The 12,922-nt window shown below is 73.7% G+C and carries 9 protein-coding genes; 6 read left to right on the forward strand and 3 right to left on the reverse strand.

What is annotated here, in order from left to right:
* Positions 1–66: 66 nt before the first annotated feature.
* The 6 genes from QE405_RS10660 (at position 67) to QE405_RS10685 (ending at position 7,809) form a co-directional block, all read left to right on the forward strand.
* Entirely contained in the window at positions 67–885 is an 819-nt protein-coding gene (locus QE405_RS10660; protein ID WP_307200509.1) for an SDR family oxidoreductase, read from the forward strand.
* 14 nt (positions 886–899) lie between these two features.
* The gene (locus QE405_RS10665; RefSeq protein ID WP_307200511.1) at positions 900–2,408 is read left to right on the forward strand and encodes a flavin-containing monooxygenase; all 1,509 of its coding nucleotides are present in this window, start codon (positions 900–902) and stop codon (positions 2,406–2,408) included.
* Complete coding sequence (locus tag QE405_RS10670; RefSeq protein WP_307200513.1) at positions 2,405–4,036, forward strand: phytoene desaturase family protein; 1,632 nt, start codon at positions 2,405–2,407, stop codon at positions 4,034–4,036. The genes QE405_RS10665 and QE405_RS10670 overlap by 4 nt, the downstream gene beginning before the upstream one ends.
* On the forward strand, positions 4,033–4,830 hold the full coding sequence (locus QE405_RS10675; protein ID WP_307200516.1) for a cyclase family protein: 798 nt from the start codon (positions 4,033–4,035) through the stop codon (positions 4,828–4,830). Before QE405_RS10670 ends, QE405_RS10675 begins: the two co-directional genes overlap by 4 nt.
* Positions 4,827–6,473 (forward strand): thiamine pyrophosphate-binding protein, encoded by a 1,647-nt coding sequence (locus QE405_RS10680; protein ID WP_307200518.1) that lies wholly within the window; start codon positions 4,827–4,829, stop codon positions 6,471–6,473. The genes QE405_RS10675 and QE405_RS10680 overlap by 4 nt, the downstream gene beginning before the upstream one ends.
* Positions 6,474–6,843: 370 nt before the next feature.
* On the forward strand, positions 6,844–7,809 hold the full coding sequence (locus QE405_RS10685; protein ID WP_307200521.1) for an AraC family transcriptional regulator: 966 nt from the start codon (positions 6,844–6,846) through the stop codon (positions 7,807–7,809).
* A 561-nt stretch (positions 7,810–8,370) separates the two neighbouring features.
* Here QE405_RS10685 and QE405_RS10690 read toward each other — a convergent pair.
* The 3 genes from QE405_RS10690 to QE405_RS10700 are packed head-to-tail and all read right to left on the reverse strand — an operon-like array spanning position 8,371 to position 12,921.
* Positions 8,371–8,820: an acyl-CoA thioesterase gene (locus QE405_RS10690; protein WP_307200523.1), complete on the reverse strand. Its 450-nt coding sequence runs from the start codon at positions 8,818–8,820 to the stop codon at positions 8,371–8,373.
* Between the two features lie 7 nt (positions 8,821–8,827).
* Entirely contained in the window at positions 8,828–11,218 is a 2,391-nt protein-coding gene (locus tag QE405_RS10695) for a bifunctional salicylyl-CoA 5-hydroxylase/oxidoreductase (protein WP_307200525.1), read from the reverse strand.
* An 11-nt stretch (positions 11,219–11,229) separates the two neighbouring features.
* A complete protein-coding gene (locus QE405_RS10700) occupies positions 11,230–12,921 on the reverse strand; it encodes an AMP-binding protein (RefSeq protein WP_307200527.1) in 1,692 nt (563 codons plus the stop codon).
* Position 12,922 lies beyond the last annotated feature (1 nt).

The following is a 12,922-nucleotide window of genomic DNA, read 5'->3' on the forward strand; positions in this document are numbered from 1 at the left end:
GCACCTACGGTTCCGGCTCAACCCGGACCGCACGAGGCGGTCCGACCCGAGCGAAGGAGAGGCCGCATGCCCGTCTCCACCGACCTCACCGGCCGCACCGCCGTCGTCACCGGCGGCGCCACCCTCATCGGCCGCGGCGTCGTCGCCGCGCTCGCCGAGGCGGGCGCGAACGTGGTCGTCGCCGACATCGACGAGGCGGGCGGGAAGACGGTCGCCGACGACCTGTCCGCCGCGCTCCCCGCCGGCAGCGGCGCCGTCAGCTTCACCGCGACCGACGTCACCGACGACGCCGCGCTCACCGCGCTGGTCGAGGGCACCGTCGCCGCGCACGACGGCATCGACATCGTCGTCAACCTCGCCGCGACGTACCTGGACGAGGGGTTCGCGACGTCCCGCGCCGACTGGCTGACCGCGCTCGACGTCAACCTCGTCAGCATGGTCGCGCTCGTGCAGGCGGCCCACGGCGCGCTCAAGGCCAGCGAGCACGCCGCCATCGTCAACTTCACCTCGATCTCGTCGTCGGTCGCGCAGACCGGCCGGTGGGTCTACCCCGCCAGCAAGGCCGCCATCGCCCAGCTGACGCGCTCGATGGCCATGGACCTCGCCGCCGACGGCATCCGCGTCAACTCCGTCAGCCCCGGGTGGACCTGGTCCGCGATCATGGACGGCCTCTCCGGCGGCGACCGCGCGAAGACCGACCGCGTCGCCGCGCCGTTCCACCTCACCGGCCGCGTCGGCGACCCCGGTGAGATCGGCGCCGTCGTCGCCTTCCTCGTCTCCGACGCCGCCTCCGTCGTCACCGGTGCCGACTGGGCCGCCGACGGCGGCTACTCCGCCATGGGCCCCGAACAGGCCGTCCCCGCCATCCCCCTGCTCGCCGAGTGAGTGAGGACCACAGCATGACCAGCTCCCCCACCCCCAGCCCCACGAAGAAGAAGATCGGCATCGTCGGCGCCGGGTTCGCCGGCCTCTCGTCGGCCCGCGTGCTCAGCGCCCTCGGCCACGACGTCACCGTCTGGGAGAAGACCCCCGACGTCGGCGGCGTCTGGAGCGCCACCCGCCGCTACCCCGGCCTCAAGACCCAGAACGACAAGGGCACCTACGCGCTCTCCGAGCTGCCCATGCCGAAGGACTACCCCGAGTGGCCCTCGGGGGCGCAGGTGCAGGCCTACCTCGAGCAGTACGTCGAGAAGTTCGGCCTCGAGCCCCACCTGCGGCTGTCCACCGAGGTCGTCGCCGCCGAGCCCACCCCGAGCGGCGGCTGGGACGTGACGACGGCCGACGCCGCGGGCACGGTCACGACCCACGTCGACCACCTCGTGCTCGCGAGCGGCATCTTCTCCCGGCCCTTCGTGCCGCCGTGGGAGGGCCGCGACGTCTTCGAGAAGGTCGGCGGCGAGGTGCTCCCCGCGGGCGACCTCCACAGCCTCGACCAGGTGGCCGGCAAGGACGCGATCATCGTCGGCTACGGCAAGTCGGCCTGCGACATCACCGTCGAGGTCTCCACCGTCGCCGCGTCCACCACCGTGGTGGCCCGCGAGCTGCTGTGGAAGCTGCCGCGCAAGCTGCAGGGCGTGCTCAACTACAAGTTCCTCATGCTGACCCGCCTGGGCGAGGGGCTGTTCCGCTACCGCTCCGTCAACGGCATGGAGAAGGTGCTCCACGCCCGCGACTCGCTGCTGGCGAACCAGATGGTCGGCAGCGTCGGCGGCGTCTCCACCCGCCAGCTGAAGCTCGCGAAGCTCGACCTCATCCCCCAGGGCACCTTCGCCGACATCGCCCGCTCCACCGTCTCGCTCGCCACCGAGGGCTTCTTCGAGGGCGTCGCCGACGGCCGCATCACCGTTCACCGCGACATCGTCATCAGCCGCCTCGGCGAGCGCGACGGCAAGCCGATCGCCGAGCTCGCCGACGGCACCGTCATCCCCGCCGACGTCGTGCTCGCCGCCACCGGCTGGACGCAGGAGATCCCGTTCCTGCCCGACGACGTCGTCGCGCGGTTCACCAACGCCCAGGGCGACTACCTGCTGCACCGCCAGATCCACCCGATCGGCGTCGAGGACCTCAGCTTCGCGGGCTACAACTCGTCCTTCTTCTCGCCGCTCTCCGCCGAGGTCTCGGCCCTGTGGATCGGGTCCTACCTGGGCGGCGGCCACACGCTGCCCGACGAGGAGACGATGCGCGCCGAGGCCGAGGAGACCCTCGACTGGATGCGCGAGCGCACCCGCGGCCAGCACGCCCGGGGCACCAACATCATCCCGTTCTCCGTGCACAACATCGACGAGACGCTCGACGACCTCGACCTCAACGTCGGCAAGCTGACCAAGGCCAAGCAGTGGCTGCTGCCGCTCGACCCGAGCGACTACGCGGGCGTGCTCGGCAAGCTGCGCGCCAGACTGGCCCGATGAGCACCTACGACGCCATCGTCATCGGGGCCGGCATCAACGGCCTCGTCGCCGCGGCCGAGCTCGCCGGAGCCGGCTGGTCGGTCGCGCTCGTCGACGAGCGCGACCGGCTCGGCGGCTTCATCGCCTCCGACGAGCTGACCGCGCCCGGCTACGTCCACGACACCTTCAGCTCCTGGCACCCGCTCTTCGTCACCAGCGGCGCCTACGGCGTGCTCGGCGACGACCTGCACCGCCACGGGCTGCGCTACTGCAACACCGACGGCGCCGTCACCGCCTCGGTCTCCGAGCGGGGCGCGGTCGTCGCCGACCGGGACCCGACCACGACGGCGGCCGGGTTCGCCGACGGGGGCGACGCCGCGGCGTACGCCGCCATGCTCGGGCAGCTCGAGAGCTGGGCGCCGCACGTGTTCGGGGCCCTGGGCTCCGAGCTGCGGACCCCGGACCTCGTGGGCCTCGGGGCCCGCGCGGCCCGCGGGCTCGGCGTCGACGGGCTGCGCGAGCTCGTGCGGGTCAGCGCCCAGAGCGGGCGCGGGCTCGTGCGCGAGCGGTTCGTCGGCCACGAGGTCGACCAGCTGTGGACGCCGTGGCTGCTCCACGCCGGGCTCGGCCCCGACCACGCCACCGGCGGGCTGATGCTGCCGGTGATGGCGTTCTCCATGCACGCCGCGGGGCTCCCCGTGGTCGAGGGCGGCGCCGGCCGCTTCGTGGACGCGTTCGCCGCCCTCCTCGCCGAGCGCGGCGTCGACGTGCACCTCGGCTCCCCCGTGACGCGCATCGAGGTCGCCGAGGGGCGGGCACGCGCCGTACGGCTCGGCGGAGCAGCCGACCGCCAGCGCCTCGTCGCACGCCGTGCGGTGCTGGCGTCGACGTCGACGGGGCGGTTGTACGGCGAGCTGCTCGCCACCGACGCCCCCGAGGCCGGTCGGCGGGCGGCCGCACTGCACCGGCCGGGGCGCGCCGCGATGCAGGTGCACCTCGCGCTGGACGCCCCGCTGCGCTGGTCGGACGACCGGCTCGACGCCGTCCCGCTCGTGCACGTCAGCGACGGCGCCGCCTCCACCGGCGTCGCCTGCGCCCAGGCCGAGGCGGGGCTCCTCCCCTCCGCGCCCACGGTCGTCGTCGGCCAGCAGTCCGTGCTCGACCCGACGCGGGCGCCCGACGGTGCGGCCACGCTGTGGCTGCAGCTGCAGGAGGTGCCGTGGGCGCCGACCGGCGACGCGGGCGGCTCCATCGCGACCGGCTCCGGCTGGGACGGCTCGGTGACCGAGGCCTACCTCGACCGCGTGCTCGACCGCGTCGAGGAGCACGCCCCCGGGTTGCGCTCCTCCATCGTCGGCGTGCACGCGCTGCCGCCCACCCGGCTGCAGCGGGAGAACGCGAACGCCGTCGAGGGCGACCCCTACGGCGGCGCGGCCGAGCTCGACCAGTCGCTCGTCTGGCGCCCGGGCACGTCGACCGGGCACCGTACCGGCGTGGACGGCCTGTTCCACGTCGGCGCCTTCACCCACCCCGGACCCGGGCTCGGCGCCGGCTCCGGACACCTCGTCGCCCAGCAGCTCCTCGCCCCACCCCCCGTCAAGCGGCTCGCCTCGCGGGCCCGCGCCCTCACCGAAAGGCTCCACCGATGACTGCCGTGGACACCCTGCTCAGCGCCCTCGCCACCGGCGAGGCCCGCATCATCGACCTCACCGCGCCGCTGTCGCCGAGCACGCCGGTGCTGCAGCTGCCGCCGCCGTTCGCGAACACCATCCCGCTGTCGCTGGAGAAGGTGAGCGACTTCGACGACGACGGGCCGTTCTGGGGCTGGAACAACATCCACACCGGCGAGCACACCGGCACCCACCTCGACGCCCCCGTGCACTGGGCGTCGGGTCGCGAGGGCCACTCCGTCGACACCATCCCGCCGGCACGGCTCGTCGGCCCGGCGGTCGTCATCGACTTCACCGCCGAGGTCGCGGCCGACCCCGACTTCCTCCTCGAGCCGGAGCACCTCGAGAAGCACGTCGCCGACAACGGCCCCTTCCCCGAGGGCGCGTGGCTGATCTTCCGCACCGGCTGGAGCGCGCGCGGCGGCGACCCCGCGGCCTTCGCCAACGCCGACGACAACGGCCCCCACACCCCCGGGCGTCTCCCCCGCCGGCGCGCAGTGGCTCGCGGCGTCGCCGATCTCCGGCTTCGCCGTCGAGACCGTCGGCATCGACGCCGGCCAGGCCGGCGGCATGGAGCCGGCGTTCCCCGTGCACTACTTCCTGCTCGGCGCCGACAAGTACGGCCTCACCCAGCTCCAGAACGTCGACCAGCTCCCCGCCACCGGCGCGATGGTCGTCGTCTCCCCCCTGCCGATCGTGGGCGGCACCGGCTCGCCGGCGCGCGTCCTCGCGATCCTCCCCGCCTGATCCCGCACCGAAAGGCACCCCCGTGACCCGCACCGTCGCCGACCTCGTCGGCTCCACCCTCGCCGAGCTGGGCGTCGGCCACGTGTTCGGCGTGGTCGGCAGCGGCAACTTCGCCGTCACCAACGCGCTCCGGGCCGCGGGCATCCCCTTCACCGCGGCACGCCACGAGGGCGGCGCGGCCTCGATGGCCGACGGCTACGGGCGCCTCGGCGCCCTGCCCCCGGTGCTGTCCCTGCACCAGGGCTGCGGGCTCACCAACGCCGTCACGGGCATCGGGGAGGCGGCCAAGAGCCGCACCCCGATGCTCGTGCTGGCCGCCGACACCGCCGGCGCCACGGTCAACTCCAACTTCCGCATCGACCAGGACGCCCTCGTCGCCAGCGTCGGCGCCGTCCCCGAGCGCGTGCACTCCGCCGCCTCGGCCGTCGCCGACGTCGTGCGCGCCTACCGCACCGCCGTGCACGGCCGCCGCACCGTCGTGCTCAACCTGCCCCTCGACGTACAAGCCGCTCCCGCTCCCGACGACGCCCGTACGCCGACGCTCACCGCCCCGCTGCCCGTGCGGCCCGCGCGGCGCGCGGTCGAGGACCTGGCCGCGCTCGTCGAGGCGGCCGAGCGCCCCGTGTTCGTCGCGGGACGCGGCGGACGGGGGGCCGGGCCCGAGATCTCGGCCCTCGCCGCGGCCGCGGGCGCCCTCGTGGCGACGTCCGCGGTGGCCAACGGGCTGTTCCGCGGCGAGGAGTTCGACCTCGGCATCTCGGGCGGGTTCTCCGCGCCCCTGACCGCCGAGCTCATCGCCGGCGCCGACCTCGTCGTCGGCTGGGGCTGCGCCCTCAACATGTGGACCATGCGGCACGGCTCCCTGATCGGCGCGTCCGCCAAGGTCGTGCAGGTCGACGACGACCTCGCCGCGCTCGGCGCCCACCGCCCGGTCGACCTCGGCGTGCACGGCGACTGCGCCGCCACCGCCGCGGACGTGCTGGACGCGCTCACCACGAAGTCGACCGGCTACCGCACCGCCGAGGTCTCCGCCCGGCTCGCCGAGGCCCGCTGGTGGAACGACACGCCCACCCCCGACGTCTCCACCGCCGAGCAGATCGACCCGCGGGCCTTCAGCCGCGGCCTCGACGCGCTCCTGCCGGCCGAGCGGGTCGTCGCGATCGACTCCGGCAACTTCATGGGCTACCCCTCGACGTACCTCCGCGTCCCCGACCAGAACGGCTTCTGCTTCACCCAGGCCTTCCAGTCCATCGGGCTCGGCCTCGCCAGCGGCATCGGCGCCGCGCTCGCGCAGCCGCACCGGCTCGCGGTCGTCGGCACCGGCGACGGCGGCTTCTGGATGGGTATCAGCGAGCTCGAGACGATCGTGCGGCTGGGGATCCCGATGCTGGTGGCGGTGTACGACGACGCCGCCTACGGCGCCGAGGTGCACCACTTCGGCGACGGCTCCCACGGCGACCCGGACCTCGGCACCGTCACCTTCCCCGACGCCGACATCGCGGCGGTCGCGCGGGGGTACGGCGCCCGCGGCGTCACCGTCCGCGCCGAGGCCGACCTGGAGGAGGTGGCCGCGTGGGCGGCCGATCCCCGCGGGGTGATGGTCGTCGACGCGAAGATCGCGAGCGACGGCGGCGCGTGGTGGCTGCAGGAGGCGTTCAAGGGGCACTGAGGTCCCCCTTTCCGGGTCGTGGTGTGAGCCCACGGGTTTCCGTAGGCCTGGCACCACGACCCGGGAGCCTGGCACGGGGCGCCGGGCCAGGGAAAACGCGGACCGGCGCGGGCCGGGCGAGGAAAGTGCGCGGGGCCCGAGCCCCGGGGAAGGAAAACGCGGACGGATCCGGGTCTGGCATCGGCGTGTCGCGGGCCTGGGTCCGCGTTCTCTTTGTCGGCTGCGGACGCCGGTCCGCGTTTTCTTTCCTCTGCGCTGGAGACCGCTCCCTGGACCACCCGGAAGTATCACGGATCTTCGACGACCGTAATGCGCACGCAATACGGCTCGGTTATGATCGAGGTCACACTCGCGCACGAGGAGCGTGACCATGACCGCGCAGATGCTCTCCCGCCACACCCGGCTGGCGACCTCCGACCTCGACCAGGCACGTGCCGAGGTCGGGCGATCGTTCTGCCCGCACGAGCTGTCGTTGACCGAACGCGGCGGCCGTCTCTCGATGGTCCACAACGCGGCCGACGTCGGCGGGATCAGCGTGCATTACCTGCGCTACGGCGACGAGGTCCGGATCACCCCGGGGCGCTTCGAGGACTTCTACCTCATGCAGGTGCCCCTCAAGGGGCAGGCGCGGGTCAAGGTGGGCGACCGGGTGGTGGCGTCGAACCGGGGCTACGCCTCGCTGCCCTCCCCCTCGCTGCCCGTCGACATGATCTGGTCGGCCGACTGCGAGCAGCTGCTCGTCCACCTCCCGCGCCGCGCGGTCGAGGCGGCGGCCGGTGCCTCGGACGGCTCGACCGACGTCGTCTTCGACCCGCTCGTCGACCTCGGGTCGCCGGCCATCCGCAGCTGGCTGCGCCTCGTGCACCTCGCCTGCGACGAGGCCGAGCTGGGCCGCGGCGTGCTCAGCAGCCCCCTGGCCGCGAGCCACTTCGAGCAGGTCATCGTGTCGGGCCTGCTCGCCGCGCAGCCGAACAGCTCGACGCTGGCCCCGGCACCGGACAGCAGCACGCCCGTGTCGCGCACCGTCCGGGCGGCCCTCGTGCTCATCGAGGAGTGTCCCGAGCGGCCGTGGCGCGTCGCCGACCTGGCCAGCGAGGTGGGTGTCAGCCCCCGCACGCTGCAGGAGGCGTTCCAGCGGGAGCGCGGCACGACGCCGCTGGAGGAGCTGCGCCGTACCCGCCTCGCCCGCGCCCACGCCGACCTGCTCGACGGCTCGCCCGAGTCGACGACGGTCACCGAGGTCGCGGCCCGCTGGGGGTTCTTCCACCTCGGGCGGTTCTCGCAGACCTACCGCGCGGCCCACGGCCAGGCGCCGTCGACGACGCTGGCGTCCTGAGGAAGCGGAGCGAGCTCGCGAACTGGGACGTCGGTGCAGCTCCAGCCGGGTCGGGCACGTCCCAGCCGCACACTTCACAGCTCCGTGTACGGCGCGCGACCAGCTCCCTCGCACCACCAGGGCTCGCTACGGCGTGGGGCCACCAGTGCGCACCCTGGGCCGGGCCGCGAACTGGGACGCTGGTGCGCCTCGGATCGGTCCGGACCTGTCCCAGCCGCACATTTCCCGGCCCGGCCCGGCCCGGCTCTAGCAGTGATGCCGGCGAGCTCGGCCAGGACGCATCCACTCGGGCCGCGAATTGGGACGCTGGTGCGCCTCGCATTGGTCCGGACCTGCCCCAGCCGCACACTTCACAGCTCCGGGTACGGCGCGCGACCAGCTCCCTCGCGCCACCAGGGCTCGCTACGGCGTCGGGCCACCAGCGGGCACCCCGGGCCGGGCCGCGAACTGGGACGCTGGTGCGCCTCGCATTGGTCCGGACCTGCCCCAGCCGCACATTTCCCGGCCCGGCCCGGCCCGGACCGGCCCAGCCCAGCCAGGCCCGGCCCGAACCCGCCCGACCTACCGCCCCGTGACGCCCAGCCGCTCCAACCAGTCAGCCGGCCACGGCGCCGCGGCCGCGCCGGTCCCGTGGTCGGCGCTGCTCCGGTCGAGGTGCACGGTGACGTAGGCGCCGCGGGCCGCGACGTACGCCGGTCGGCCGTCGTGCTCCTCGCCCCGCACCTCGAACTCGAGGCGCATCGAGGACCGCCCGACCCGGACGACCGTCACCGTCGTGACGACCTCCTGGCCGAAGAAGAGCGGCGCGAGGAAGTCGACCTCGTACCGCACGCGGGGGGCCGCCGGGAAGTAGCCCGACAGCCCCCGCGCACGCATCAGCTCGGCCTCCGCCGCCTCGACCCAGCGCACGACGGTGCTGTTGTGGTAGATCCCCGCCGCGTCGGTGTCGATCCACTCCACGCGGGAGCGGGTCGACCCGACGGCGACGGGGACCTCGTGACCAGGTTCCACGAACGGCTCAGACCGGCACGGGCGCAGCGACCGGCGTCCACCGCACGTGCACTCCGTCGTCGGCGCCCGCCCGCAGCAGCGACAGCCGCGGCGGCACCCGGTCGGTGCGGGACGTGGGCGGCCGACGGCGACCGGCCGCCCACTGCACGGGCCACGGCGCCCCGTCGCCGCGGTAGTCCTGCTCCGCCGCGGCGTGCAGGGTCCAGCTCGGGTCGTAGAGGTGCGTGCGACCCAGCGCGCAGATGTCCGCGCGCCCGGCGAGCAGGATCGAGTTCACGTCGTCGGCCGACGAGATCGCACCCACCGCGATGACCGGCACGCCGGCGGCCGCGGCCACCTCGTGGCGGATCCGGTCGGCGAACGGCGTCTGGTAGGACCGCCCGAACGCCGGCTGCTCCTCCTTGCCGACCTGGCCCGACGAGACGTCGATGGCCGCGGCGCCGTGGGCGACGAACGCCCGGGCGATCTCGACCGCGTCGTCGGCGGTGTTGCCGTCGGGGATCCAGTCGGTGGCCGAGATGCGGACCGTCACCGGGATGGAGGCCGGCACCGCCGCCCGCACCGCGTCGAACACCTCGAGCGGGAACCGCAGCCGGTTCTCGAGCGGACCGCCCAGCTCGTCGGTGCGCCGGTTGGAGATCGGCGAGAGGAACGACGACAGCAGGTAGCCGTGCGCCGCGTGCACCTCGATGAGGTCGAACCCGGCGTCCACCGCCCGGCGGGCCGCCGCCACGAAGTCGGCCACCACCTGGTCCAGGTCGGCCCGGGTCGCCTCGCGCGGCACGTGGCAGCCCTCGCCGTACGGCAGCGCCGACGGAGCGATGACCTCCCAGTTGCCGGTCTCGAGCGGCTGGTCGATCCCGTCCCACATGAGGCGGGTCGAGCCCTTGCGGCCGGAGTGGCCGAGCTGCACACCGATCTTCGCGCGGCTCTGCGCGTGCACGAACGACGTCACCCGCGCCCACGCGTCCCGCTGCTCGTCGGTCCACAGACCGGGGCAGCCGGGCGTGATCCGACCCTCGGGCGACACGCAGGTCATCTCCGCCATGACGATGCCGGCGCCGCCGAGCGCCTTCGAGCCGAGGTGCACCAGGTGGAACTCCTGCGGCACGCCGTCGACGGCGGAGTACATGTCCATCGGCGAGAGCATCACGCGGTTCGCGAGCTCGAGCTCGCCGATCCGCACCGGCTGGAACATGGCCGGCGTCGCGCCGTCACGGGCCGGACCCGCAGCGGCCACCTGCTCCGCGAACGCCGCCTGGATCTGCGCCGCGAACCGCTCGTCGCGCTCGCGGAGGTTGTCGAACGTGATGCGCCGCGAGCGCGTCAGCAGGTTGAAGACGAACTGGGCGGGGTCCTGGTCGGCATACATTCCGATCTGCTCGAACCACTCCAGCGACGCCTGCGCGGCACGCTGCGTCGACTCCACCACCGGCCGGCGCTCGGTCTCGTACGCCGCGAGCGCGGTCTCGAGGTCGGCGTGCTCGTGGAGGCACGCGGCCAGGGCGAGCGCGTCCTCCATCGCCAGCTTGGTGCCGGAGCCGATGGAGAAGTGCGCGGTGTGGGCGGCGTCGCCGAGCAGCACGAGGTTGCCGTCGTGCCAGCGCTCGTTGCGCACCGTCGTGAAGCTGATCCACTTCGAGTTGTTGGTGAGGATCTCGTGGCCGTCGAGCACGTCGGCGAAGAGCTCGCGGACGCGCTCCACCGCGTAGGTGTCGGAGACGCCCGGCGGGAACACCTCGTGCTCGGTGGCGTCGAGCCCGGCGCGCCGCCACACGTCCTCGTGCATCTCGACGATGAAGGTCGAGCCCGCGTCCGAGTAGGGATAGCCGTGGATCTGCATCGTGCCGTGCTCCGTGTTGCGCACGATGAACTGGAACGCCTCGAACACCTTGTCGGTGCCGAACCAGATGTACTTGTTGTCGCGCCGGTCCAGGTCGGGGCCGAACACGTCGGCGTACCGATCGCGGACGCGCGAGTTGAGCCCGTCGCAGGCCACGACGAGGTCGTGGGTCTCCCGCAGCTCGGCCACGTCGGGCGCCTCGGTGCGGTAGTGCACGTCGATGCCGAGCCCGGCCACGCGCTCCTGGAGGATCGCCAGGAGCTCCTTGCGGCTCATCGCCGCGAAGCCCTGGCCACCCACGGTGAACTCGTGGTGGTCGACGTCGACGTCGATGTCGGTCCAGCGGGCGAAGCCGCTCTCCATCGCGGCGTAGACCGCCGTGTCCGCCGACTCGATGCCGCCGAGGGTCTCGTCGGAGAACACGACGCCGAAGCCGAACGTGTCCTCGGGGGCGTTGCGCTCCCAGACGGTGATCTCGTGGTCGGGGCCGAGCTGCTTGACGAGGGCGGCGAGGTAGAGCCCGCCGGGACCCCCGCCGATGATCGCGATCTTCATGTCAGGTCCTCTCAGGAGCCGGCCGGGACGGGGGCCGCGTCCGCGGTAGCGGCGGCCTCCTCGGCGAGCCGGGCGCGGAGCGCGAAGTGCTGGAGCTTGCCGCTGGCGTTGCGCGGCAGGGTGTCGATGAACCGCACCTCGCGGGGGTACTTGTACGGCGCGAGCGTCTGCTTCACGTGGTCCTGCAGCCGCACGACGGTGTCGTGGTCGGCGGGGACGCCGTCGCGGAGCACGACGAACGCGCAGACGATGGAGCCGCGGGCGTCGTCGGGCTTGGCGAGCACCATCGACTCGAGCACGTCGGGGTGGTCGTCGAGGGCGGCCTCGACCTCGGGTCCGCCGATGTTGTAGCCGGCGGACACGATCATGTTGTCCGTGCGCGCCGCGAACCAGAAGTAGCCGTCCTCGTCGCGCGTGAAGGTGTCGCCGGTGAGGTTCCAGCCGTTCAGCACGTAGCGCTCCTGGCGCTCGTCGGCCAGGTAGCGGCAGCCCACCGGACCGCGCACCGCCAGCCGGCCCTCGACACCCGGGGGCACCTCCTCGCCGTCGGGGCCGAGGATGGTGGCGCGGTAGCCCGGGAGCGGACGTCCCGTCGCCCCGGGGCGGATGTCGTCGCCGACCGCGGAGAGGTAGATGTGCAGCATCTCCGTGCCGCCGATGCCGTCGATGACCTTCAGCCCGAGCGCGTCGTGCAGGCGCTGCCACGTGCTCGCCGGGATGTGCTCGCCGGCGCTCACCGCGGCCCGCAGGCCCGCGAGCCGCTGCACCTTCCCGGCGCCCATGATCTGCTTGTACGCCGTGGGTGCGGTCGCCAGCACCGTGACGCCGTGCTCCGCGACGAGGTCGGCCATGACCGGCGGCGGGGCGCCCTCGGTGAGCAGGGCCGACGCCCCGGCCCGCAGCGGGAACACGACGAGCATGCCCAGCCCGAACGTGAAGGCGAACGGCGCCGTGCAGGCGACGACGTCGTCGGGCTGCAGCTGCAGCACGTGACGGCCGAAGGTGTGGTCGATCGACAGGATGTCGCGGTGGAAGTGCGTGCAGATCTTCGGCACGCCCGTGCTGCCCGACGTGGGGCAGAAGAGCGCGACGTCGTCGGCGGAGGTCACGACGGTGGCGAACTCCCCGGACTTGGTGGCGCAGCGGCGTACCAGGTCGTCGGGGGCGTCACCGCCGAACGTCACGATCTCCAGGTCGGGCGCCACGTCGGCGCGCAGCTCCTCGAGGTCGTCGGCGCAGCGGTGGTCGGCCAGCGCGAGGGTCGGCCGCGTCTTCTCGACGATGGGCCGCAGCTCCCGCGCCCGGAGCGCCGCGAAGGTCGTGGCGGCGATGCCGCCCGCCTTGAGCACGCCCAGCCACGCGGCGACGGTCCAGGGGTTGTTGGGCGAGCGCAGCAGCACGCGGTTGCCGGTGACGAGCCCGAGGTCCTCCGTCAGCACCTGCGCGACCTGGTTGGCGCGCGTCAGGAGCTCGGCGTAGGTCCACGTCTCGCCCGCGGGCGTGCGCAGCGCGATGCGGTCCGGCCACCGGGCGGCCGGCACGTCGATGAGCTCGACGGCGGCGTTGAGGCGGTCGGGGTACTGCAGCTCGTCCGTCGTGAACTCCAGCGCCGGCCAGAGCTCGGCGGGCGGCAGCTGGTCGCGGGCGAAGGTGTCGGCGTAGAGGCTGGGCTGAAGGGTGGGGTGGAGCGTCGGAGCGGTCATG

This window comes from Nocardioides zeae (genome assembly GCF_030818655.1).
Taxonomy (GTDB): Bacteria; Actinomycetota; Actinomycetes; order Propionibacteriales; family Nocardioidaceae; genus Nocardioides; species Nocardioides zeae_A.

Bases quoted from the DNA above. Each gene is read 5' to 3' on its own strand.
- QE405_RS10675 (WP_307200516.1), top strand. From the start codon at position 4,033: ATGACTGCCGTGGACACCCTGCTCAGCGCCCTCGCCACCGGCGAGGCC.
- QE405_RS10695 (WP_307200525.1), bottom strand. From the start codon at position 11,218: ATGAAGATCGCGATCATCGGCGGGGGTCCCGGCGGGCTCTACCTCGCC.
- QE405_RS10660 (WP_307200509.1), top strand. From the start codon at position 67: ATGCCCGTCTCCACCGACCTCACCGGCCGCACCGCCGTCGTCACCGGC.
- QE405_RS10665 (WP_307200511.1), top strand. From the start codon at position 900: ATGACCAGCTCCCCCACCCCCAGCCCCACGAAGAAGAAGATCGGCATC.
- QE405_RS10700 (WP_307200527.1), bottom strand. From the start codon at position 12,921: ATGACCGCTCCGACGCTCCACCCCACCCTTCAGCCCAGCCTCTACGCC.
- QE405_RS10685 (WP_307200521.1), top strand. From the start codon at position 6,844: ATGACCGCGCAGATGCTCTCCCGCCACACCCGGCTGGCGACCTCCGAC.
- QE405_RS10670 (WP_307200513.1), top strand. From the start codon at position 2,405: ATGAGCACCTACGACGCCATCGTCATCGGGGCCGGCATCAACGGCCTC.